Here is a 24,281-nt window from a genome sequence, read left to right as displayed (position 1 = left end):
TTTTCCTCCTCCCTGCTTTTTGCTTACTGTATCTCATGTCTGCCGGTGGCAGCACTTATTTTTATCTGCATATCACGGTCTGACAACTTCAAATATATACCAGTATAATAGCTTTCCACACTGTTTACCTTTACGGTCTTAACCGCCCCCGTACTTCTGTCATAGAGAAATTCTGCCGCACTGCTTAAATTACTCTCACTGCCCTGATTGGATAATGTAACATCTGATACTGCTGTCCCGTCTTTTCCTTTATAACTTAGCGTAATCGTCAACGGTTCTTTTCCAAGTGAATACTTTTCCAGCACCTTGTCCTCAGTTACACGGTAAATATTTCCGTCCCGGCAGGATTCCTTTATTATTGCCGCATAATATTCTCCATTCAATTCATAGACAATAAGACCTGCAGTATCACTCTTACTCATAGACTGAACCATAGCTTTATCCAGTGCTGAATCCAGTCTTTCCGCAGCATGACGCAGTTTCCATCCATTCTGTGAGCCGGTAAGCAGAAACGCTCCCACAGAAATAATTGCAAGAATCGCCACGGTAACAATCAGCTCTACCAACGAAAATCCACTATTCTTTTTTCCGCTTATACGATTCCCTTTCTGCATCTTATCTTTACTCCTTTGACCAGTTCTGATAGGTTACAAGCTTCGTTACATCCACGGCATCCTCTCCGGTATATGCCTTTCCAATACTGCCTACATAGTACTGGCTGTTCTTCAATACCTGTGACAGAATATAGGTATCTGACCCCTTCTTATATTCGGCATTCTGGATGACTCTGGCAGCATCCTGCATATCAGATGACACTGTTGAACTGCTGCTTCCCGGCATGCCAAAGGTCACCTGGCCACCACTTAAAATTGTACCGGAGTAATCTGCTGTAACCTTCACATCTCCGGTTGCAATGATAAGCGGTACATTCTTTCCACCCAGAAACGAAGCATCCACCTCCAATGCTGATGCACCTTCATTATCTGTTACGTATGCCACCTGCCGGACTCCATCCCCATCGGTAAATTCAAATTCAACTGCTCCGGATGTGCCAGTAATTTTTTTCAGCCCGTCTACATCCACCAGATTTTCAAACACAGTGGCTGCCTTCTGCTCCGCTGTAAGCCTCTCATAATCCTTTGTCAGTGAAATATTATAAGAAGCATACATATCCTGCCAGCCACTCTGCAGTCCGGCATAATAACCATCCTCGTAAATATCGTCTAATCCATTACTTATGGTTGTCGGCTCAATGGTACGGATTCCTTTTGTATCCCAGACAAGAATACTTCCGTTGGTAATCTTCTCCACAGAGCTGCTCTCCCGGATAGATAATTCTGCGTCATCCACATAAAGAGACAGATACTGCTGCCTTGTGGCTGCATGGTCTGCATCATTGTAGTATGCAAGGTCAAATGCCGCAGCTTCCTTTGCATTCTCGAATTTTAAGAAATAATAAACCAGACCATCTTTATATAATGGTGTGATATCCAAAGCATGATAATTTTTTAACACTTCATAATTAATATATTTTTCCGGAGCTGCTGCAAAATCACTCTTTGCCATAAAATCTTCCGCTACCGTTGTGGGATTGGTAGTATTTATAAGAAAACAGTCTGCCGGTGCAAGATATGCCGTCTGGCTGCTCTTTACAGCCAGGGATTCTCCCATCATGGCATTGCCGCTTCCGATATAGGCATTTCCTGCTAACATCAATGTCTTTAATCCATTCATGCGGATACTAGCCTTGCCACTGTCTGCAATTCCATTGATAATCATGGCACTGCTGTATGCCGCCTTATTGGCATTGACTTCTTCTGTAACTACAGATGCCGCTGCCTTGGCAGTCTCCGGATTACCGTAGCCATAATACTCTCCACGCAAGGTAACATCACCGCTTCCGGTAATCGTCAAATCATCCGATACATATGTACTGCCAGATAAGGACAGGGCTGCGTTGCTGTAAACATTGAGATTATCTGCCCATATCGTAGCTTTGGTATCCGTTGTAAAAGAACCTTGGTTTTCTACCGTAAGTCCGCCTCTGGTAATCAGCGTCTTGCGCAGTCCAAGCATTACACTTCCACTGTTGTCAATGTGGAATCCATTCCGGTCACTGCTGCTCCCGGTATAATAATTGCCTGCGTATACATTGCCATTCATGGTAAGTGTACGGTTTCCATTGTTTACCCAGACACCTTCATCTGCTACCACACAGTAATTCAGCAAATCCGGTACTGATGTTGACTGGATAAAGTTTACCTGTGGATAGCTTAATACAAGATCTGTATCTACAACTGACTCATAAGCATCTGCATCCTTATAAGAAAGCTCCAGATTCATAATCACAAGACCGGACTGTGTTACCACAAAATCTGCATCTTTGCCATCCTGTGTTGTAAGTCTGGCTCCGGTACCGGTTGCTGCTTCATAACGGTGGGACGCACCGATATAATTCTCAAGATAGCCGATATCATAATGGGTATCATCCATGGTCTGCCCGATTTTCTTCTTTAACTCCTTCCGGTACAATTCCCGGAAGGTGCTCTGACGCACAGCATCCTGATAACTGCTGGCAGAATATTGTGACATAACAGAAAGATATGCCGTGGTTGCTGCATCTGCCACATCCTGCTGCAGACCGGTACGTATCTCATCCATTGCCGCTTCTGCATCATAGAAATTATCCGCAGACTTCTTATATACTGACTTCATCTGTATATTCATCAGAGAAAGAGACAGTACTATAACCACCAGTATGCTTACCAGTGCCACTGTTCCAATGACCATGACCAGTGACATTCCTCGATTGTCCCGTGATTTCTTCCATCTGTTCATTGTTTTCCCGCCTTACTTCATTGCCGTTCCTGTTAAGGTAATTGATTTTTCCGAATCTACCGGTTTAACGGTTACTTCTACTGTATAAAGTCTGGCTGCATCTGCCTTTGCAGCCTCGCCCATCTTCTGAAAACCAAAGGCGCTTTTAGCTGTAGCTGCTGTAATACTGCTTCCATTTCGTTCTATACTGCCGATGTCTGTCTTATCATCTACAGAAAGATTTGTATGAATCTGTGTTGCTGCCACTGTTGATGGAGCACTTTCTATAATACTGACTGCAAGTGGTGTATCCTGCGAGCCCTGACGGATAAGATATACATCAACCGGAATATCCTGTCTGTTTTCGATTACCACCTTCTCCTGCGTTCTGTACATATCACCGGCTGTTCGAAGTGCCGGAATATAGCACACATAAAGACTTCTGAGATCTGCTCCGGTCAGCACCGAATCAAATATGGTCAGGGTCTGGGGTGTTCCGATTGTATTTCCGGAAGCATCACTGTATGTTACCGTCTGGGTAACGGTATATCTGCCGTGATTTTCCTTTACTGCAAAGCGGTATTCCGTTCTGCATGCATTCAGCAGTTCTTCCGCCTTCATGCCCAGCGAATCCGCATTTTCATCTATTATGTCAAATCTTGCATTCTTGTCCTCTACATAAACAGCATCCCGGCTGTCATCCATAACAGAAATCTCCGGGATACCCTGTGCATTATATGCTTTTTCATCCGTACCATCCAGATAGGTCTCCTGCGATGGTGTCATTACTGCCTTAACATCATATGCCCTGCCATCAAAGCTGTAATTGCTATACTCAGCCTCATAAACCGGAAGATCCACACCATCTATCGTAACCGTGTCTCCCGATTTCACACCATAGCCTTCAACACCTGCTGCTTTTATTTCTTCCATAATATTTTCAGCCAGCGTAGTCGCATTTAAATTCTGTCTTGCCCTGGCATTGGTCTGGGCAGATGTTACAAATGCTTTCAGTAAAGGAACTGCACACAGTACGAGAATCGCTACTGCAATCAGAATTTCCACCAGTGAAAATCCCCGGTTATTTAAACTACAATTTAATTTATGATTTAATTTTCTGCCATTATAACCGCTCATACCATCTCTGCTCCTTTCTGCTTTTCACATTTTCTTCTATACTGTCCGGCTTTTCTTACCGCCTGGTATCCGTTCCTGTGGTACCTGTTGTTCCTGTGGTACCTGTTGTTCCTGTGGTATCTTCCGTACCTGTGGCATCCGATGGAGCTGCCGGAGTAATCGTTCCCGTTCCAAAGATATTATCTGTTCCTAAGGATACCCCATCAATGGTTAATGGTTCATATGGTTTATCACTTCCGTAGAGATAATACATATTTACCGTCATATTTCCTTTCAGCTTCCCGGTTTCTTCATCCGGCTCGAAGCTTGCTGTATCCACAGACATCTTGAAATTATTCTTCTTTAATCCACGCAGACAGTTCTTAAGCTGTGTATAATCACATTCACAGTCAAGACTTACCACGGTACGATATAACAATTTGCCATCATCTGCCGGATTGCTTCCATCTTCATTCATTTCATAAACCATTTCGTCCGTCTGGAGACCTACGCCGGTAACATGAAAGCCATACTCTTTTTCAAGACTTCTGGCAAACATAATCTTATCCTCCGAACGGATCTCTGATGGAATTGCATCCATTACCTCCTGCATTTCCTGTGTCATGGAATCTGTATATGCCTTATAAGTCTCTTCGTTCTGCTTCATGGTCTGCATAACCTTTACTTCTCCACGCACCTCATCTACCTGGCTCTTTAAATTTTTATTTGCCTTCTGGACATTCAGATATCCAAACTGGTAGATTAAGAAAAATAATACTATGCCGCCTAATACAAATATCAGTTTTAATTCCCTGTCGTTTACTTTCTTATTTTCCTTATTCATTGTCTGCCTCCCCACTTTCGGTACTGCCTTCCATATCCGGATAAATATACTGGTCACCATTCATATAGGTCTCGACATCTTCTTCCGGTGTGGTCTCGGTATCAATGGAATCATCTGCTGTACCATTTACATAGGTACACATCACTGAAAATGTTACCGTAATTTTACCGTTCTCATCTGTGGATTCTGTAATTCCGTTGGTCGTTACACTGCGGAAAGCATCGAAGGTTGCAAGATTCTGCAAAATCTTTGCTGCTTCTTCCTTTGTAGATACTTCAATGTCCATGGAAATTCCCTCTCCATTACTGGTAAGGCTTGTTACCTTTACACCGGATGGGAATTTTTCTTCCATTTCTTCAATGGCATCTGCCAGTGCATCACTGACTGTCTCTGTCTTGCCATTCATTTTTGTCACATCATCATACTGGCTCTTGGTATCCACATATGCATTATAAATATCCTGTATATATTCCAGTTCATCCTTCTGCTTATTCAGAGTATTCAGTTCGTGGGATAATGCAATCCTCTGTACTCCGGATAATGCCAGCAATATCACAGCACATGCCACGCAAAGCAGACCAATCAGCTTTGCCGCAAGCAATTCGCGTTTTTTCTTCTCTTCTATAATCTTTGCAGTCTGTGCCGAACCAAACACAAAGTCTAATGGCTGTATTGCTGCTCCATAGCAGGCTTCATACATGGCATCAAATCTGCCTCCGGATGTACGGAAACCGTTTAAAACATCTTTTTCCTGTAAATGTACCGGAAGATTCAATTCCATGGACATCAGCCTGTCCAGTCCCTTGATATAAGCTCCGTTACCAATCAGGAAACACTCTTTTACTTCTGCCCCATTATTTCTGGACTGATAATAATCTAATACACGCCGGATATTGCCAATCATCGGACGCAGTGCTTCTACCGCTTCTGCCCGCATGGCATTCATGGCATCTTCCGGTGCCGCCTGGTTTGTATCCAGACAGTCTGTCTGCTGTAATATATCCATCGCTGCCGGATACTGTTCCTTCGGGAAAAGACCGGAATCCACTACAACCTTCTCTACTTCTTCAAAGCCATAAAATACTGTTCTTTGTAATACAACCATTCCCTGATTGATAATCGTAATCATGGTTGCATTATTGTCTAATTTTACAGAACAGCAGATATTATTTCCTACCGCTTTATGTATCATCTGGAAAATACTGTTTCCCACATAATCAAGTGCTGTAAGTTCCAGGGAGCAGAAATCTGCCAGCTCTTCATAAGACTGTACCAGATCTCCCGGCACAGCAAATACATATAATTTTCTCTTCTTTACCGTGTCCTGCTGTACCACACCTTCATTCCGGTATACCAGCTGGTACCGGGATAAATCTACCGGGAAGAAATCTGCTGAATTTGTATTCAGGAAATCCTTGATACGGTTTTCTTTTATCATCGGAATCAGCACTTCACGGCTTGCTATCTTACCGGAATTAACTACGAATAAAGTTTTCCGTGTCTTAATCTTATTTGCATCCAGAAGCTTATGTAAGGCTGTGCGGAATTCCTCACTCTTACGCACACCGGCTTCTCCAATTACACCTACCGGAGTCTGAAAGCTAAAGCTTCGATATACTTTCGGATTCTTCACCCGGTAATCCATCTCCAATACATGGGTTACATCAACACCTATTTCTATACTTAATATCTTCATCCTTCACTCACCTTTCGTGATTATAACTGGAAAGCATACCTATGCTTCATACACTTTCCACTTATAATCACTCTTTTCTACATAAAAAGTCCCAGATACCAGTCTATCATCCCATTCCCCCACAGGGCGGCAATAAATATCCCGACCGATAAATATGGACCCAGCGCCAGCATTCTGCCGGCACCACAGACCTTCATCCGGAACAGATGCACCACAGAACCCGCAATACATCCCATCACAAATGCAAGAATAATCAACTTCCATCCGAGAAGCAGCCCGGCAGCCGCCATCAGCTTGATGTCTCCACCACCGATTGCTGCTCCTCTGGTAAGAAGTGATAATAACAGCAAGAACAAGCTTACTGCAAAGAAACCAATCATCAAGGTTCCTCTGTCCCCTTTTCCAAATACGCACCGGATAACCCCCAGTACAAACAGGAACACATTGATTCCAAAAGGAATCTCATAGGTGCGGTAATCTATCACACTAAGTACGATTAACGCAGAAGTCATAAGGCAGTATAAAATACTGTCCCAGCTAAAATCTGTTGCATAAAATACAACTACATAAAGGATTCCATTGAGTGCTTCGACGATAGGGTACTGCTTTGACAGCTTCGAACCACAGTAACGGCATTTTCCTTTTAAGAAAAGATAACTGAACAGCGGCACTAAATCATACCATTTCAACCGGTGCCCGCAGCTCATACAGTGGGAACTCTCCCGGACGATATCTTCTTTCTGCGGTATCCGGTAGATACAGACATTTAAGAAGCTTCCGATGACAATTCCATATATGAAAATAAATACTGTGATGAGTGCAGGCATTGGTGTCATGGTATGTAGTGTCCTTTCTTAGCTCAGCGGATTATTTTTTCCACTTAGTTTTATCCGCTCCTTCAATGGATGGAGAAATCTTGGTATCTTTATCAGCTGCATAAGTTTTTCCTGTAGTAGGAAGCGCTTCTTTTGTCAGATATACGGCAACTTCACCCTTATCGCTACAGCTATAAGCAAATTTGTAGCTAGAATCTACTTTACATACAGGTGCTGCTTTTCCCATTTCTAATGCCTCTGCAACATCTGGTGTTACTTCATACATTTTTCCATTATAACTCATACCTGTCGGTGCTGTTCCCTGGGAATCTGCATACTGAGCTGCTACTGCATTGTAGATATTCTCTGCCTGCTGGATATCTCCGGATACTTTGGAGCTGCTGATGTACTTAACAAACTGAGGAATTAAGATTCCTGCTAAGATTGCCATGATGGCAATAACGATGATTAACTCAACTAATGAAAAGCCTTTGTTGTTCTTTCTGTTTCTAATCTTGTTCATAATGCTATTCTCCTTCTTGTATAAATATAAATATTTTATCTTAAAATTCCGCCCCTATTACGGAACCTTAATTCGTTTTACATGTTGCCGAGCTGGTTGTACATCGAAAGCATCGGTGCATAAATTGCTGCAATCAGAATGACTACGATAATTGCCATAACTACGATAATCATTGGTTCCATTGCCGCCATAACCGTCTGGGTAGTCATCTCAACCTCTTCATCATAATAATCTGCCAGCTTGTCTAACATGCCCTCAATATCACCGGTTTCCTCACCGATAGAAAGCATGTGGATTACCATAGGCGGGAACAGTCCGCCCTTCCGCAGCGGTTCTGATAACGGAACGCCCTTTGCCACTTCCTCTCTTGCCGACTGCAATTGCAGCTGGAAATGACGATTCTTCATCAGTTTGGTAACTGCATCAATTCCATGAATCAACGGAATTCCTGCATACATTAAAGTACTTAATGTACGGGCAAACTGTGAAGAATATGTCTTTATGTTTAACTTACCAAACATTGGAAGCTTCATGGCTATTTTGCCAAAGAACAGCTTTCCGCTCTCTGTCTTGCGCCATTCCCGGATACCAAGCACAATCAGCAGGATTCCTCCCACGAAAAGATACCAGAATTTTGTAATTACATGGCTCATGCTCATCATTGCCCGGGTGATGCCCGGCAGCTGCATGCCTGCCTGCTCAAAGGTTGCTGCATATCCCGGTATTACCTTTACTACCATCAGAATGACGATTAATACTGCCACAATCAGCAGTACCACCGGATAAGCCAGTGATTTTTTCATTAAGCCGGACAGTTTTGCCGTCTTATCAAACTGCACTGCCATACGGCTGAAGGAAAGCTCGATATTACCGGAGGTCTCTCCTGCCGCCACCATATTCACTAGCATTTCCGGGAAAATCTCTCCCTGATGTCCCATAGCTTCGGATAGTGTCTGTCCTTTTTCCACTTCGGTACGTACTTCATGAAGTGCAGCGGAAAGCCTCTTATTTTCCGTCTGTTCCTCTAACATTCCAAGGGCATCAATTACCGTAACCCCGGCTTCTATCATACTGACAAACTGCCGGCAGAACACGCTTAAATCCCTTGGTTTTACTTTCCGCCCAAAGCTTAATTTAATATCCTTTTCCAACATTCCGACTTCCTTTATGGATATTAAAGTAAGTCCGTTTTTCTTAAGCCGGGCTGCTGCCTTGTCCTGATTTTCTGCATCAATGGTTGCCTTCTTCTCTTTTCCCATGGCATCCACTGCTATATATGAATAACTGGGCACCTTCTCATCCCCCTTACAGTATATTTATCGGTTAAATTTCAAATTTGTTAACCATTTTTCTCATTCTACGGTATCCACGGAAGCTGCTGTTAACAGTTCCCTGCAGATGCTCCGCAGTTTAGAATAGCGTTACCTTCTGCTGCATAACTGCCGGCTCCTGTGCGAAGCTTACGGCATCTTCTGCGGATATCTTATTCTGCATATAAAGGTCATAAATGGCATCATCCATTGCCTGCATGCCAAGCTTCTTGCTGGTCTGTATCATAGACTGTATCTGGAAGCTCTTTCCTTCACGTATCAGGTTACGGATTGCCGGAGTGGCAAGCATGACCTCGTAAGCCGCCACACGTCCGCCGCCTTCCTTTGGAAGAAGCTGCTGGGCGATAATTCCTTCAATAACACCTGACAGCTGTATCCTGGTCTGCTGCTGCTGATGCGGTGGAAACACGTCAATGACACGGTCAATGGTTGCTGCTGCACTGTTGGTATGCAGGGTTGAAAATACCAGATGTCCGGTTTCTGCCGCCGTAATCGCAATACTGATTGTTTCCAGGTCACGCATCTCCCCCACCAGAATTACATCCGGGTCTTCACGCAATGCGGCGCGAAGTGCTGACGCATAACTCTTACTGTCATAACCGATTTCCCTCTGCAATACAATTGACTTGCTGTGAGGATGCAAATACTCAATCGGGTCTTCCAGTGTAATAATTGTCTTAGCATATGTTTCAGAAATAATATGTATCAAAGACGCCAGTGTGGTAGATTTACCACTTCCGGTCGGTCCTGTTACCAATACCAGCCCACGCTTGCGGTTGGTCAGGTCAACCACAGATGGTGGAATACCAAGCCGCTTTGCTTCCGGTATCTCAAACGAGAGTATACGGAGTGCTACCGCATAAGTACCTCTCTGACGGAACACATTAAAACGCACCCTGTGAAAGCCTGCGATAGAATACGCAAAATCCAGTTCTCCATTTTCCTTCAGCTCTGCCTTCTGCTCTTCCGTCAACAGCGGTTCTATCATTTCTTCTATTTCAAATGGTTTTATCTTCTCATCTGATGCGGGAACCAGTTCTCCATCAATCCGGAACATCACCGGGCTTCCCGGTGCAAGATGGATATCGGATGCCCCTTTTTCATTTCCTTCCCGCAAAAACATTTCTATTCTGTTCATTGTAAAATCCCCAGTTCTCCTTAATCCTCAGCAGATACTCCCACCAGCTCTGACACAGAAGTAATTCCTTCTAAAACTTTACGTCTGGCTCCCGCTGCAAGAGTTTCCATTCCATTTTCTACTGCCAGATGTTTGATTTCGGCAGTGGAAGCATCTTTTGCTATAGCGTCTTTCATTTCCGTGCTGATTTCCATCATCTCATAGACACCGATTCTGCCCTTATATCCTGTATTGGCACACATCGGGCAGCCCTTTGCTTCAAAAATCATCGTCTCATCCAAATCATCCAGATTCAGAAGCTTGCGTTCGTATTCTGTCGGCTTATGCGGCTGTTTACAGTTCGGACAGAGTCTCCGCACCAGACGCTGGGCAATTACACCAATTACGGAATCCGCAAGGAGGTATCCCTCTACGCCCATATTTAACATTCGGGTAATGGTTCCTGCCGCACTGTTGGTATGCAGGGTACTTACTACCAGATGTCCAGTAATAGAAGCCTGTACCGCAATCTCTGCAGTTTCTTCGTCTCGGATCTCTCCAATCATGATAATATCCGGATCCTGTCGCAGGATTGAACGCAGTGCAGATGCAAAGGTCATATCCGCTTTGGCATTTACCTGTACCTGATTGACGCCGTCCAGATTCGCCTCTACCGGGTCTTCTACTGTGATAATATTAATATCCTCTGTATTCAGTTCAGAAAGTGCTGTGTAAAGCGTCGTTGATTTACCACTTCCGGTTGGTCCTGTTACCAAAAGGATTCCATTCGGATGCTTTAACATACGATCAAAGCTTTCCAGCTCCCCCGGGGTAAATCCAAGTTCCCTCTTATCCTTGGTCAGTGCTTTCTTCTGTGCAAGACGAAGTACACACTTCTCTCCATAAACCGTTGGCAGGATTGATACACGGATATCATATTCCACACGATCTACCACAAGGGTAATTCGTCCATCCTGTGGTTTTCTTTTTTCTGATATATCCATGCCGCCAATAATCTTGATACGTGCTGTAATTGCATTCAGAAGCCGGATGTCGTAGCTCGCCTTCTCATATAACACACCATCAATCCTGTAGCGGATTCTTACACGGCTTTCCAATGCTTCTATATGTATATCACTGGCACGCTGTCTTGCTGCCTGCTCAATCATGGCATTTACCAGAAGGACAATCGGGGAATTTGCAATATCTTCATCATTCTCCTTCTCCTGTTCCCTCTGCTCTTCCTGCCGGCGCTCCAGTGCATATGCCTCAGCCACCTTCCTTGCTTCACTGCTTCCATAGAAACGGTCAAGGGTAAGCATAATATCATGGGTTGTGGCAATTACCGGTGCGACCTGCAGATTAGTAATAATAGAAAAATCATCAATTCCACGCATATCCATCGGGTCGGCCATTGCCACACGGACTTCATTCATATTATTCGGTGAAAAGCCAATTGGTACCATGACATATTTTCTCAGAACTGCCACGTCCACCAGCTTTAGCACATTTTCTTCTATCTGTATTCCACTAAGCGAGACTATTTCCAGTCCAAGCTGGCTTGACAGTGCCTTGGCAATATCCGTCTCATTGGTATAACCCAGCTCTACCAGAACCTCACCCAGCCGCTTTGTAGTCCCCTTTTTCTTCTCTAATGCATCTGAGAGCTGCTCATCTGTAATAATCTGTTCCTCAATCAGCATATCCCCCAGACGTTTCTTCTGTCTGCTTTCCATTCTCTGCCACTCTCCAAATCATTCTTCACATATCATGATGTGACAAAAATCATCATTATTTTATTATAGCCATTCTTTATATGCTTTTCAACAAAATTTCTATTTTTATTCGCTTTTTTTCGTAATTTTTGTCTATTTTTTTGTGTTTTTAAGTAAAATTCAGGGATAGACAAATGTCTCTTTTGTACAAGAAACACGGTCTATCCCTCATATAGCTTCTATATCAGACATTAAAACAGCTTCCACCGATAAACTCACGGATAATCGAATTGTTATTGATATTATCTGCCGGTACCGGAAGGAAATAATCTAAGAACTTCAGCAGCCGCTTCGCTTCAAGATATTCCGGGCAGTCCCGTTCAATTGCAAACAACAATGGCTCTGCATACTGTTTCAGCACAGCAAGCTCATAAATTAAAGCTGAATTAAACATTACATCGGCACCTTCCTGAAATGGGAAGATATTCTTTTCTTCTCCCCGCCTTACCGAATCCCACATGGCAATGGTCTCCCTCGCTGATGTAGCCCTGGTTCTTGCATCCCTTACAATTCTCCGGATCAGTCTGCCATCTGTCGTCGGCAGGCAGTTATGTTCATCAATATCCAGCTGGGTCAGCGCACTGATATAAATACGGAATTTGCTTTCCTGCGGCAGAGAGTAGGAAAGCCTGTCATTCAGTCCATGGATGCCTTCAATAACAAGTACATCTTCCTCTCCAAGCTGCATCATTCTGCCTTTTGCTTCCCGTTTTCCGGTTTTAAAATTAAATACCGGCAGTTCCGTTGCATCTCCATTTAAAAGACTTGTCATATCATTATTAAAACGGTCAATATCCAATGCCTCCAGGCATTCGAAATCCAGTTTTCCATCTGCATCTTTCGGTGTCTTATCCCGGTCTACATAAAAATCATCCAGCGGAACCGGATGCGGTTTCATGCCATGGGCGGCAAGCTGTATGGACAGCCTGTGGGAAAACGTTGTCTTCCCGGAAGAGGACGGACCTGCTATCATAATGAATTTCTTATGATGTCCCTCTTTAATCTGCTCTGCCAGCTGTCCTATTTTCTGTTCCATCAGGGCTTCCTGTATCAGAATTATTTCCTGTATTCTGCCGGCAGAAACTGCATCATTCAAAGCTCCTATGGTTCCTACTCCCATGGTATGTCCCCACTCTGACGCTTCTTCCAGTGTCAGGTACAGTTTATCCGATGGGACAAAAACATCCACCGTCCTGGTATCTTTTCCCGGAAAGAGCAGCATAAAACCTTCTTTATATAATGTCAGGTCAAAATATTTCAGATAACCGGTAGACGGTACCATATATCCATAGAAATAATCTTTGTAATGATCCAGCTCATAAATATTGACTCTTGAGCTTCTCCGGTAGCGGAACAGTCTTTCTTTATCGGTCATTCCCAGTCTCCGGAAGAGTTCTACTGCATCTGCCGTCGGCAGACTGTGCTTTTCAATCGGAAAATCGGCTACTACCAGACGCTGCATCTCCTGCTTTAAATCCCTTAACATCTGTTCATCGACAGCTACCCATTCTGCCTGCTCTGATGTTCCGTTCTTTTCCTCATTCCGCTTCAGTTCGCAATAATATCCCTGGGCAATGGAATGCATGATGCGGACCGTAATCTTTTCTTCCCCATAAAGATTATGCACTGCCTTCTGCATCAGTAGCGCCGTACTTCTCCGGTATGCTTTCCTGCCATCCTTGTCTGCTGTTGTAATAAAGGTAAGATTTCCCGATTCTACCTTCTCACGCAGCTCCCGCAGGCGGTTGTTCACCAGCACCAGGACAATATCATCAGGAAACTGTTTCTGATATTCCTTGGCAAGCTGCTTGTATGTGGTTTCCGGCACATACTCCCTTACATTTCCATGAATATTAATTCTACATTTAATTTCTCCCATAGTAGTCCCCCATTTCTTTGATTACTATTTATACAATATAGGAAAACGGAGATTGTAACTTCTGGCTGTATATATTCAGTTCCGGTAATTTTTCCTTGAAATATTCTGCCATATAGGTTACAAAAATATGCTCCAATCCATAATGTCCTGCATCTAAGATACTTAAGCCTCGGGCTGCTGCGTCGATTCCCGTATGGTGGTCAATATCTCCCGTTATCAACACCTGGGCACCCTTTGCAATCGCTTCATCCACTTCACTCTTTCCGGAGCCGGGGCAAATTGCTGCACGCTGTACCATGCGGCTGGTATCACCAAATACTTTTACCGCTTCTGTCTGAAACCGGCTTCTTACAATCCTGCCGCAATCCTCAAGGCTTATCTGCTGCGGCAGCATTCCTACTTTACCGATACCACAGGATTTTCCCTGCCACTCCCCGGTTACTTCCAATGGTTCTGTCTCCATTAGTTCCATGTAATCTGCTGCAAGGTCCGCCATGACGCAGATATCAAAATTCGTATGCATCGCACAGTAAACCATATCCTGCTGTGCCAGTCCATAAATTCTTCTGCCGATAAAATCACTGGTAAGAACATTTTTGATTCCACCAAAGATTAACGGATGATGCGTCAGTATCATATCAGCCTTAAGTTCTTTTGCTTCCGCAATTACTTCATCGGTTGCATCCACCGCCAGATAGATACTGTTTATCTCTTTCTCCCATCTGCAGACCTGAAATCCCGGATTATCCCATTCACAGGCCATTGCTACAGGAGCAAGTGTCTCTAATATTTCCCGTATCTGTTCACACTTCATATATTTTCTCCCATGATACGCTCTGCTTCTTCTATCATTGCAAGTTTCTCTTCCAGTTCTTTCTGCCGTTCAAAGCGTCTTGTACTGCCATCTTCTTTCTGCTGCAATTCATCCTGTTGCGTTGCAGATTGTTGCAGCAATTCTGGTTTCTGCAATACAGTCTGCTCCGGCATAAGCTTCTGGATTTCAAGTTTCTTTAAGATTTCCGAGAACTGCTGTCTTTGTTTTATTAAATATTGTTTTAATATTTCATTTTTTGTCTGTAATAAATATCCACCATAACGAAAAGCAACATCCGTCAACGGTGCTGCTTTTCCCGGTACACATCTTAACATCACGTAATATTTGCCTTCTTCTTCCACCATATCTTCTTCTTCAATGTGAAAGCCTTCCGCATAAATATAACGGCGTACCTCTTCTATTTCAGACTGTGGCTGTAACACAAGATTATTCATCTTCTTCCAGACTTCCGGATGCTCTGCAAGAATCCGTTTCGTCAACGCTCCACCCATTCCAGCGATTACCACGCCATCGGCTTCGGATGGAGCCAGTGCCGTAAGTCCATCGGACAATCTGGTTTCTATGTAATCTTCTAAATGAACTTCCCGGATATGCTCCTCTGCCCGAAGAAGCGGACCCCGGTTCACATCCATTGCAATGGCATGCCCAATACATTCTGACTGAATCAGATAAATCGGAACATAACCATGGTCACATCCTACATCTGCAAGGCAGGTGGTATTCTGAACCAATGCTGCAACTGCCTGCATTCTTTTTGAAAGTTTATTCATATATTACTCCAGATAGTCCTTTAATTTGCGGCTTCTGCTTGGATGACGCAGTTTACGGAGTGCCTTTGCTTCAATCTGACGGATACGCTCCCTGGTTACATTGAATTCTTTTCCAACTTCTTCCAGTGTACGGGCACGTCCATCTTCCAGACCAAAACGAAGGGTTAATACCTTCTGCTCCCGCTCGGTCAGTGTTCCAAGCACTTCCTCCAACTGCTCTTTTAACAGGGTAAATGCTGCTGCATCAGCAGGTACCGGTACATTATCATCCTGAATGAAGTCTCCTAAATGGGAATCTTCCTCTTCACCAATCGGGGTCTCTAAAGAAACCGGCTCCTGGGAAATCTTTAAGATTTCACGTACACGGTCTACCGGCATATTCATTTCTGCTGCAATCTCTTCCGGGGTCGGTTCACGTCCCAACTCCTGCAGTAACTGTCTGGAAACGCGGATCAGTTTGTTGATTGTCTCAACCATATGAACCGGGATACGGATGGTTCTTGCCTGGTCTGCAATGGCTCTTGTGATTGCCTGACGAATCCACCATGTTGCATAGGTAGAGAACTTATAGCCTTTCCGGTAATCGAATTTCTCAACGGCTTTAATCAGACCTAAGTTACCTTCCTGAATCAGGTCTAAGAATAACATACCACGTCCTACATAACGTTTTGCAATACTTACCACCAGACGAAGGTTGGCTTCTGCCAGACGTTTCTTTGCTTCCTGGTCTCCTAATTCCATTCTCTTTGCCAGCTCGATTTCTTCTTCTGCACTTAAAAGAGGTACTTTACCGATTTCCTTTAAATACATACGGACCGGATCCTCAATGGATACGCCGTCCGGTACCGATAAATCAATCTTTTCTACCTCTACCTCGTCTTCGTCATCTAAGATGATATCGTCATCGATATCGTCATCATCCATGATTCGAAGCACATCAATGTTATTGGTCTCAAGGAAGTCTAAGATTTTCTCAAACTCATCTGCATCCAGTTCCATGTCCTTGAAGAACTCGCTGATTTCCTGATACTCAAGGCTGTTCTTTTTCTTCTTTGCCAGTGCAAGGAGTTCCTGGAGTTTTTCCTGCAATTTTGCTTTTTTCTCCTCAATGCTCATCTTTTCGTCTTTTGCTGCCGGAGCACTTTTTGCAGCTTTTGTTGTCTTTTTTGTAGTCTTTTCCATCTTTTCATCCATTTTCTTGTTCATCCTCTCATGATTCGTCATATAAACGGGACTAAATAGTATTTTGTCCTCAATCTATAGAAATATGCATTTTCTCCATATTCTGCAAGGTTCTCTTATCTGCCACAAGCTGTTGCAAGCCCTGCATATCCGTAGGTTCTAAGTGCGCCGAACGATAGGAGATGCTGTTATCCTTCACCCGCAGAATCGTCTCTTTTAACGCCTTATCCCGCTCTGCAGCAGAATCCACTTCATGGATTCTCGCATGGAAGAGCTCTGCAACTTCCCGCTGTTCCTCTTCTTCTGCAAATAAACTGATAATCTGTGCCGGATTGACAGTTCCCGACTTCTTCTGCTCGTAGAGAAACTCTGCCACCTTACGGAAAATGTCTTCCGTAAAATCTTCCGGTGTAATGATATCTTTGATTTTATCGTACAGATTATCATATTCTATGAGCCAGGTCAAAAGCAATTTCTGGGACTGCTTCATGCCGTCCTCTTTCTTATGCTTCTTCTCATTCAGCCCACTCTTAAGCGGTGTCCGCTCTTTTACAAGTCCTCCCTGGGTGCCCAGCTGGTTTACCAGATTCCGGAGTGCTTCAAAGCTCATATGATATTTATCAGCCACAGCTTCCATATAATTGTTCCGTTCCAGTTCCGTGGTAAAATCAAGCAGTTTCTTTGCCACTTCAGTCTGGAATGCGGTCTTTCCTTCCGGGTCCTTCATATCATATTTCTGCTCTAAAATCCTGATTTCAAACATAAAGCTGTTTTCTGCCGCATCAATCCGCTTCTGATATTCTTCCGCTCCAAGTGCCTTGATGAATTCATCCGGGTCTTTGTACGGCTTCATGTTGATGACTTTGGCTGTCAGCCCTACTTCTTTTAAAATCGGGATTGCACGGAGTGCTGCCTTAATTCCGGCACCGTCGCTGTCGAAGGTAAGATAAACCTCCTTCGTATATCGTTTCAGCAGACTGGCATGTCCACTTGTAAACGCGGTTCCTAAGGATGCCACTGCATTGTCAAAGCCTGCCTGATGCAATGCAATTACATCCATATAGCCTTCACATAAGAGCATCTGCGGTTTCTTGGTCTGCCTTGCAAAGTTCAATGCATACAGATTCCGGCTCTTATCAAAAACTTTGGTTTCCGGCGAGTTTAAGTATTTCGGTTCACCATCCCCCATGACTCGTCCACCAAATCCGATTACTTTATTATGCACATCCATAATCGGAAACATGGCACGATTCCAGAATTTATCATGTCCACCCCGGACTTCGTCAATGGACACAAGACCGGATTCCTTTAAGATTGCATCATCATATCCAAGCTTTCTTAAATAGCGGTACAAATCATCACTGTATTTATCCGAATAGCCAAGCCCAAACTTCTGCATGGTGGCATCCGATAATTCTCTCTTTTTAAAATATTCATACGCCTGTTTTCCGTGTCCACTCCTCAGCAGCATATAATAATATTTGCCAGCTGCCTTGTTAATCTCTAACAGAATCTGGCGTTTGTCTGCTTCTTTCTTTGCCTGGGCACTCATTTCCTGCTTCGGCAGTTCGATTCCGGCACGCTCTGCCAATGCCTCCATCGCTTCCGGGAATGAAAAGTTCTCATACTGCATCAGAAAGGTAAATACATTTCCGCCTGCTCCGCATCCAAAGCAGTAATACATCTGCTTATTCGGTGATACGGAAAAAGAACCGGTCTTTTCATTATGGAAGGGGCACAGTCCAAAATACGTGCTGCCTTTTTTTGTCAACCGTACATATCCGGAAATCACATCTACAATATCATTTCTGGAACGTACTTCTTCTATTAATTCATCTGAATAATATGCCATTCCTTAATTCACCTGCCAAGCTTTCGGTACAAAATATTCTGAGAATTTGGCAATTGCATACTGATCGGTCATTCCTGCGATATAATCACATACTACCCGTTCTTCCTCTTCGCCTTCCGCGATCATATCGGTATACTGTGCCGGCATCGTCATCGGATGTTCCATATAATATGTAAACAGTTTGCTGAGTAATCCTTCTGCCTTTGTCTCTTCTCCTTTGGCAATGGAATTGGTATATACGCTTACAAACATGAACTTCCGTAAATCCTGCATTGCCTGGAAAATTTCATCGGACATAATGATATCCGGCTTATCCATGCTGTTGGTAATAATATCATGAATCAGTGTATCCAGCCGGTCTGCCGAATTCTTTCCCAATACCTTCCGTATCTCAATTGGAATATCTTCTTCCACCATTATCTTTCCACGCACCGCATCATCGATATCATGATGAATATAGGCGATTTTATCGGAGAAACGGACGATTTTGCCTTCCAGTGTATGCGGCATCGTACTGGTCTGATGATTTAAAATGCCATCCCGCACTTCCCAGGTCAGATTCAGTCCCTGTCCGCCTTTTTCCAATTTTTCTACGATACGTACGCTCTGTTTATTATGTTTAAAACCACCGGAGCAAAGTTCATTTAACACCCGCTCTCCGGCATGACCAAATGGCGTATGTCCCAAATCATGCCCTAATGCAATGGCTTCCACCAGATCTTCATTCAGCCGCAGTGCCTTTGCAATGGTTCTGGCATTCTGTGATACCTCTAAGGTATGCGACATACGGGTACGATAATGGTCACCCTTCGGTGTTAAGAACACCTGCGTCTTATTCTTCAGACGGCGGAATGCCTTACAGTGGAGAATACGGTCTCTGTCTCTCTGGTATACGGGACGTATATCACAAGGTGCCTCCGGATAATCCCGTCCTTTGGAATTCTCGCTTAATGCTGCATAAGGGCTTAACATCTCATGCTCCATGCGCTCCATCCGTTCCCGAATTGTCATATCCTTATCTTCTCCCTTCCTGTCACATCACCATTTCATGATGTAAATGCACTGCCATCATCTTTACCATTATGAGGACGTCATTCGACCTCTGCTATTATAATTCTGTGTCCACCTTCAAATTTCCTTTATTTTTTACAAAATTTCATAATATTTTTTCTAATACTTTCCAATGCGCTTCGAAATCGCCCTTGCTACCTTATAAACCGGATTCTCCATCTTCTTTGCCACCTGTTTTAATTCCTGCCGGATGGCAATGGACTGCGGGCAGTGTTTCTCACATTTTCCGCACTGACGGCATTTTGAAGCATTGGTCGGATTTGTCTTTAAAGTGGTACACATAATATATGCCTTCATACCGGAATAAAAGCTGTCGGTATAGCGTGTATTATATGCTGCAAAACAGGTCGGAATATCTACTCCATGAGGGCATGGCATACAGTAGCCGCAGCCGGTACATGGCACTTTCATATGCTGATTAATTGACTTCTTCACTTTTTCAAAAATTTCCAGTTCTTCTTCTGTCAGTGCATTTGCTGTGGCATCTGATGCTATCCGCACATTTTCTTCTACCTGTGCAATATCATTCATTCCGGAAAGTACCACAGTTACTTCCGGATGATTCCATATCCAGCGGAGTCCCCATTCTGCCGGGGAACGATGTGGTTCTGCGGATGCAAATATACCTCTGGCATCCTTTGGCAGTGCGTTGACCAGTCTGCCTCCCCGCAGCGGTTCCATGATAATCACCGGAATTCCCTTTGCTGCTGCATATTTTAAGCCTTCTGTTCCTGCCTGGGTATGCTCATCCATATAGTTATACTGTATCTGGCAGAAATCCCAGTCATAAGCATCTATAATCTTCTTAAACTGATTTGCTCCTCCATGGAAAGAAAAACCGATATTTCCAATCTGTCCTGATTGTTTCTTCTCTGCAATCCAGTCCTGTATACCAAGTTCTGTAAGACGCTCCCATGCTGCAATATCATTCAGCATATGCATCAGATAATATTCCACATGATCCGTCTGAAGGCGTTCTAACTGCTCCTTAAAATACCGTTCCATATCCCCTTCTGCTTTTATGTAATAATGCGGCAGTTTGGTCGCAATCTTCACTTTATCCCGATAGCCTTTTGCCAAAAATTTTCCCAGACAGGCTTCACTTCCACCGTAAGTATATGCGGTATCAAAATAATTGACCCCGGCTTCCACTGCTGCTGCCATCTCCCGCTCTGCCTTTTCCTGGTCGATTGCGGTTCCCTTCTTTGAATAACGCAGGCAGCCGTAGCCTAAGATGGACAGCTGGTCTTTGTTTCCCGGATTTTCTCTATATTGCATGTTTATTCTCCCTTGCACTTGTTGTTATGGCTGCTGCGAAATGTTTAATGATAATAAGTCTGTCTTCACAATGTTTGACAAGATACTGCCTTCTGTTCGCCTGTAGGCGAATACATTTGTGCAGACTGTTAGGGGCTCTTAGAATTTTGGCAAAACCCGGCAACGCTGGTACAAGGATGTACCAGCGAGGTGCAGAGGAACATGGATGTGACTTTGCACCGTTTGCCATATATAAAATAGCTTTTTCAAAATTCTTAGAGCCCCTTGCAGCTGGAGCAGTATTCGCTACAGGCGTACAAAAGGCGTATCCAGTCAAAGCAGCGGTAAGACATCCTTATTATCATTTCTCCAGTTCGCAGTCACCGATTCTGCATAAGTTGCCGGGTGATGATATTTTCATACCACCACCCGGCACATATATTGTCATTATAAAGCTATCGGGAAAGTTTTGCAAGAATCACTCCCGCTCCTTTATCTTTTTAAATCCATCGGCCATGTCATAGGATGTAATGTTATCATTAATCCAGAGGTAAAATACATTGCCACTATACATTCCACGGACATTTTCGTAATTGACTCCGTTAATGCCCGGAATTTCTGCCTGTTTCTTAAAGATTCCATTTTCATAGGAATATATCTGATAGGTCTGTTTTATTCCGCTGCCGCTATAATCCTCACAAACCAGACCGATTAAATTCTTATCTTTTGAAATGATGACACTCTTATAATCATATAATGCTTCGCTATAATCTACATCCTTTAATACAAGCTTTGCCTCTTCGGTTACTTCTCCCGGATTTTCTATATTAAACATGGAAAGCTTAATGTTTTCTATATTTCCGGTCTTCTCATCAGATTCATAACCGATGCCCAGCAAATGTGTATCATCCCAGAAATGCAGATATTCGGAGAAGCCGGTCACCTTGAGTTCGCCGATAATTTCCGGTTTTGCCGGGTCTGATAAATCCACGGTAAACAGCGGGTCGGTATTCCGGTAGGTTACAAAATAACCAGTGTTTCCCATAAAACGGGCAGCATAGATTTCTTCTCCCGGTGCAATGCCCGTCAACTGTCCGGTTAATTTCAAGTTCTCATCCAGAATATAAAGTGCATTCACCTCATCCTCTGTACTATAATCGGTGGTCAATACCCTGAGATATCCATCACTGGCATTGATTGCAAAGGTATCTCTGACATAACCCCTTACTGCCGTTGCCGCCACACCACTGATTCTGCCCTCATCCAGTGCAAATTTTGCAATATTGGTAATCATTGCTCCATCATAATCTTCCTCATATAAATACAGGGCATCTTTGCTGATATAAGTCTGGGCATATCCAGAGATTACAAGCTTACTGTCCAGCACTTTATCCGGCTTATTTACATCCAGTGAAGAAACCAGTATACCACTTTCTCCTGATGACTCCGGCAGATAAATTTCACCGGCGGCAACCTTTTCTCCATTTACCTTCGGAATCACTGAGGTATATTCCTTTTCTACATATCCCACCACATCGGATGTCATATGATACTGTGTAAAAAGATAGACTACATCTCCGATTTTCCGGGAAGTATTATAATAACCATCCTGGATTAATCTTCCTTCAAATTCCGGATTCCTGCGGTCTACGATACTGTATACCTGAATCTGTGTGGTGCTTTTTCCATTCATTTTATAGCAGAATGCACTGTCTTCAGAAGCATCTGATACAGCAATTTCTTCATCTGAGCTTTCTTTATCTGAGTTTTCCTTATCAGAGCCAGCTTTGCTGCTTTCGCCCAAGGATGTCTCATAGCCCTGCACAACCAGAATCAGCTGGTCTCCATCCACATAAATTTCCATCACCCGGTCTGCTGCGCCACAGTCTTTCGGGAGAAATCGTGTTACTTCTTCTAATTTTCCATCCCGGATATCCGTTATAACAATGTATTTATCCTCTACCGTATAAATGTAACTGCCATCAATTTTAGCAATATCACTCTCGTCTACACCTTCCATCTGCAGATTTGTCGTAGAATAATCTTTTCCGCCTTCCTTGCTGCTCTCCAGCAAATCGGCATCGGCACTTCCGTACTTAGCTTCATCACTGTAGTAATATTCGTCACTGCCGGAATTCATTGCTCCCGATGCAGCTTCGCTTGTCTCCGCACTTGTTTCCAGATCTTCTATCCAATTCTGCTGATACCCCTTAAGAAGGGTCTGATATACCTCCTTATAATCCGATGCAGGATGATACATTGTTCCAAGAGCTGCCACATCCACATACCCTGTTTCATCTGCTTCTCCCACAGTCTGCTGCGTATCTGTCATTGCTACGGAATCCGTCTGCCCTGTACCGGAATTCTTATCGAAACGGGTCACTGTTATATAAATTCCGCTGCATACTACCAGTGCCAGCACTGCCACCATACTTCCAAGTCTGCGCCATGGAATTATTTTCTTCGATTTTTTCGGTTCCAAGTGCTGATTTTCCTGCTGCTGTTTTGCTTTCTGTTCCTGTAATTGTTTTTCTATCTGTTCCGGTTTCAGAGTCTCTGGTATCTCTATCTCTTCCGCCGCTTTTCTTAACTGGGTTAAAATCTCCTGTTCATTCATACCGGCACCTCCATCTCATCTGAATTTTCTGTTGTTTTTCAGACTTTTTGCATATCTTCCGTTTCTCACTTCCAATATTTCTCCACCATTTTCTTTATTCCCCGGCTCTCTTTTGAGCGGACGGTATTTTCGTTAAGGGCTAACAGTTTTCCGATTTCCTTGCTGCTATACCCACAGAATAAATGCATGGCGATAATCATTCGTTCCTCGGAAGGCAGCTCAAAGAACAGGCTCCGGACTGCTGCATGCTCATCCATTCCGGATTTTCCCAGATGCTCTAAAAGCTCCGGTGTCAGCTCTTCCGGACGGGTCGCATACTCTTTTAATTTACGTTTGCACTTATTACTTAAAATACGGAATATCCACGCCCGGAACGCTTCTGTCTTTCGAAGCTCCCCGATTTGTGCAAATGCATCTGTCACGGTATCGCTGACCACATCCTGTGCATCCTGCGGATGCTTCAGCACATATAACGCAAAGCGATACAAGTCCTGATAAACGCCTTCATATAATTGTGCAAATGCACCGGTATCCCCACTTTGTGCCCTGCGCACCAGCTGCAGTTCCTGCTCCATATGCTCACCCTATACCTTCCTATGTCCTTTCCTTTGACCGGTCTCATATATATAGTGTCGCTGAATTCCATTCTGTTGCATATATTTTTAAATTTTTAAAAATAGCAGTACTCTTCACCGAATACAGATGCTGTCTAAGTGCTGTAAAGGGCACTAAGAATTTCGAAAAATCATTTTTATATCCGGCAACCGGTGCAAAGTCACATCCA

Annotated in this window: 19 protein-coding genes; all 19 read right to left on the bottom strand. The window is 43.7% G+C overall.

The genetic code is table 11. The annotated features are described in order from the left end of the window. Positions 1–23 precede the first annotated feature (23 nt). The gene (locus DWW33_RS11585) at positions 24–614 is read right to left on the bottom strand and encodes a pilus assembly FimT family protein (RefSeq protein ID WP_117947415.1); all 591 of its coding nucleotides are present in this window, start codon (positions 612–614) and stop codon (positions 24–26) included. Positions 615–621: 7 nt separating this feature from the next. After that, on the bottom strand, positions 622–2,838 hold the full coding sequence (locus DWW33_RS11580) for a hypothetical protein (protein ID WP_117947416.1): 2,217 nt from the start codon (positions 2,836–2,838) through the stop codon (positions 622–624). A 12-nt stretch (positions 2,839–2,850) separates the two neighbouring features. After that, on the bottom strand, positions 2,851–3,954 hold the full coding sequence (locus DWW33_RS11575; RefSeq protein ID WP_118639578.1) for a type II secretion system protein: 1,104 nt from the start codon (positions 3,952–3,954) through the stop codon (positions 2,851–2,853). Positions 3,955–4,009: 55 nt separating this feature from the next. Further along, complete coding sequence (locus DWW33_RS11570) at positions 4,010–4,777, bottom strand: hypothetical protein (RefSeq protein ID WP_118639577.1); 768 nt, start codon at positions 4,775–4,777, stop codon at positions 4,010–4,012. Continuing rightward, positions 4,770–6,473 (bottom strand): pilus assembly protein PilM, encoded by a 1,704-nt coding sequence (locus tag DWW33_RS11565; protein WP_117841987.1) that lies wholly within the window; start codon positions 6,471–6,473, stop codon positions 4,770–4,772. The genes DWW33_RS11570 and DWW33_RS11565 overlap by 8 nt, the downstream gene beginning before the upstream one ends. A 77-nt stretch (positions 6,474–6,550) precedes the next feature. Further along, positions 6,551–7,309 carry a prepilin peptidase gene (locus DWW33_RS11560; protein WP_330408291.1) on the bottom strand — a complete coding sequence of 253 codons (759 nt, stop codon included), beginning with the start codon at positions 7,307–7,309 and terminating at the stop codon, positions 6,551–6,553. Between the two features lie 31 nt (positions 7,310–7,340). Further along, positions 7,341–7,811, bottom strand: a complete 471-nt coding sequence (locus tag DWW33_RS11555) for a type II secretion system protein (protein WP_118639576.1) — start codon at positions 7,809–7,811, stop codon at positions 7,341–7,343. 77 nt (positions 7,812–7,888) lie between these two features. Next, entirely contained in the window at positions 7,889–9,103 is a 1,215-nt protein-coding gene (locus DWW33_RS11550; protein WP_118639575.1) for a type II secretion system F family protein, read from the bottom strand. Positions 9,104–9,221: 118 nt separating this feature from the next. Further along, positions 9,222–10,280 carry a type IV pilus twitching motility protein PilT gene (locus tag DWW33_RS11545; protein WP_117841989.1) on the bottom strand — a complete coding sequence of 353 codons (1,059 nt, stop codon included), beginning with the start codon at positions 10,278–10,280 and terminating at the stop codon, positions 9,222–9,224. A gap of 20 nt (positions 10,281–10,300) precedes the next feature. After that, a complete protein-coding gene (locus tag DWW33_RS11540) occupies positions 10,301–11,995 on the bottom strand; it encodes a GspE/PulE family protein (RefSeq protein ID WP_117841990.1) in 1,695 nt (564 codons plus the stop codon). A 223-nt stretch (positions 11,996–12,218) separates the two neighbouring features. After that, entirely contained in the window at positions 12,219–13,913 is a 1,695-nt protein-coding gene (locus tag DWW33_RS11535) for a nucleoside kinase (RefSeq protein ID WP_118639574.1), read from the bottom strand. Positions 13,914–13,941: 28 nt separating this feature from the next. Further along, positions 13,942–14,727, bottom strand: a complete 786-nt coding sequence (locus DWW33_RS11530) for a Nif3-like dinuclear metal center hexameric protein (protein WP_118639573.1) — start codon at positions 14,725–14,727, stop codon at positions 13,942–13,944. Next, positions 14,724–15,518 carry a tRNA (adenine(22)-N(1))-methyltransferase gene (locus DWW33_RS11525; RefSeq protein ID WP_118639572.1) on the bottom strand — a complete coding sequence of 265 codons (795 nt, stop codon included), beginning with the start codon at positions 15,516–15,518 and terminating at the stop codon, positions 14,724–14,726. The genes DWW33_RS11530 and DWW33_RS11525 overlap by 4 nt, the downstream gene beginning before the upstream one ends. 3 nt (positions 15,519–15,521) lie before the next feature. Beyond that, positions 15,522–16,634, bottom strand: a complete 1,113-nt coding sequence (gene rpoD, locus DWW33_RS11520) for an RNA polymerase sigma factor RpoD (RefSeq protein ID WP_117698098.1) — start codon at positions 16,632–16,634, stop codon at positions 15,522–15,524. Between the two features lie 136 nt (positions 16,635–16,770). After that, on the bottom strand, positions 16,771–18,552 hold the full coding sequence (gene dnaG / locus DWW33_RS11515; RefSeq protein WP_118639571.1) for a DNA primase: 1,782 nt from the start codon (positions 18,550–18,552) through the stop codon (positions 16,771–16,773). A gap of 3 nt (positions 18,553–18,555) precedes the next feature. Then, positions 18,556–19,563, bottom strand: coding sequence for a deoxyguanosinetriphosphate triphosphohydrolase (locus DWW33_RS11510; RefSeq protein WP_022244023.1), 1,008 nt, complete (start codon positions 19,561–19,563; stop codon positions 18,556–18,558). Between the two features lie 159 nt (positions 19,564–19,722). Beyond that, positions 19,723–20,901, bottom strand: a complete 1,179-nt coding sequence (locus tag DWW33_RS11505) for an aldo/keto reductase (RefSeq protein WP_118639570.1) — start codon at positions 20,899–20,901, stop codon at positions 19,723–19,725. Positions 20,902–21,358: 457 nt separating this feature from the next. Further along, positions 21,359–23,497, bottom strand: a complete 2,139-nt coding sequence (locus DWW33_RS11495; protein WP_118639568.1) for a beta-propeller domain-containing protein — start codon at positions 23,495–23,497, stop codon at positions 21,359–21,361. 65 nt (positions 23,498–23,562) lie between these two features. Further along, the gene (locus DWW33_RS11490) at positions 23,563–24,072 is read right to left on the bottom strand and encodes an RNA polymerase sigma factor (protein WP_117947426.1); all 510 of its coding nucleotides are present in this window, start codon (positions 24,070–24,072) and stop codon (positions 23,563–23,565) included. Positions 24,073–24,281 lie beyond the last annotated feature (209 nt).

It is taken from the genome of Roseburia sp. AF15-21 (genome assembly GCF_003479505.1).
Classification (GTDB): domain Bacteria; phylum Bacillota; class Clostridia; order Lachnospirales; family Lachnospiraceae; genus Roseburia_C; species Roseburia_C amylophila.
This window is presented reverse-complemented; position numbering and strand designations above follow the sequence as displayed.

Excerpts from the sequence above, each read along its gene's own strand:
- DWW33_RS11585 (WP_117947415.1), bottom strand. The coding sequence starts at position 614 with ATGCAGAAAGGGAATCGTATAAGCGGAAAAAAGAATAGTGGATTTTCG.
- DWW33_RS11580 (WP_117947416.1), bottom strand. The coding sequence starts at position 2,838 with ATGAACAGATGGAAGAAATCACGGGACAATCGAGGAATGTCACTGGTC.
- DWW33_RS11575 (WP_118639578.1), bottom strand. The coding sequence starts at position 3,954 with ATGAGCGGTTATAATGGCAGAAAATTAAATCATAAATTAAATTGTAGT.
- DWW33_RS11570 (WP_118639577.1), bottom strand. The coding sequence starts at position 4,777 with ATGAATAAGGAAAATAAGAAAGTAAACGACAGGGAATTAAAACTGATA.
- DWW33_RS11565 (WP_117841987.1), bottom strand. The coding sequence starts at position 6,473 with ATGAAGATATTAAGTATAGAAATAGGTGTTGATGTAACCCATGTATTG.
- DWW33_RS11560 (WP_330408291.1), bottom strand. The coding sequence starts at position 7,309 with ATGACACCAATGCCTGCACTCATCACAGTATTTATTTTCATATATGGA.
- DWW33_RS11555 (WP_118639576.1), bottom strand. The coding sequence starts at position 7,811 with ATGAACAAGATTAGAAACAGAAAGAACAACAAAGGCTTTTCATTAGTT.
- DWW33_RS11545 (WP_117841989.1), bottom strand. The coding sequence starts at position 10,280 with ATGAACAGAATAGAAATGTTTTTGCGGGAAGGAAATGAAAAAGGGGCA.
- DWW33_RS11540 (WP_117841990.1), bottom strand. The coding sequence starts at position 11,995 with ATGGAAAGCAGACAGAAGAAACGTCTGGGGGATATGCTGATTGAGGAA.
- DWW33_RS11535 (WP_118639574.1), bottom strand. The coding sequence starts at position 13,913 with ATGGGAGAAATTAAATGTAGAATTAATATTCATGGAAATGTAAGGGAG.
- DWW33_RS11530 (WP_118639573.1), bottom strand. The coding sequence starts at position 14,727 with ATGAAGTGTGAACAGATACGGGAAATATTAGAGACACTTGCTCCTGTA.
- DWW33_RS11525 (WP_118639572.1), bottom strand. The coding sequence starts at position 15,518 with ATGAATAAACTTTCAAAAAGAATGCAGGCAGTTGCAGCATTGGTTCAG.
- rpoD (WP_117698098.1), bottom strand. The coding sequence starts at position 16,634 with ATGAGCATTGAGGAGAAAAAAGCAAAATTGCAGGAAAAACTCCAGGAA.
- dnaG (WP_118639571.1), bottom strand. The coding sequence starts at position 18,552 with ATGGCATATTATTCAGATGAATTAATAGAAGAAGTACGTTCCAGAAAT.
- DWW33_RS11510 (WP_022244023.1), bottom strand. The coding sequence starts at position 19,563 with ATGACAATTCGGGAACGGATGGAGCGCATGGAGCATGAGATGTTAAGC.
- DWW33_RS11505 (WP_118639570.1), bottom strand. The coding sequence starts at position 20,901 with ATGCAATATAGAGAAAATCCGGGAAACAAAGACCAGCTGTCCATCTTA.
- DWW33_RS11495 (WP_118639568.1), bottom strand. The coding sequence starts at position 23,497 with ATGAATGAACAGGAGATTTTAACCCAGTTAAGAAAAGCGGCGGAAGAG.
- DWW33_RS11490 (WP_117947426.1), bottom strand. The coding sequence starts at position 24,072 with ATGGAGCAGGAACTGCAGCTGGTGCGCAGGGCACAAAGTGGGGATACC.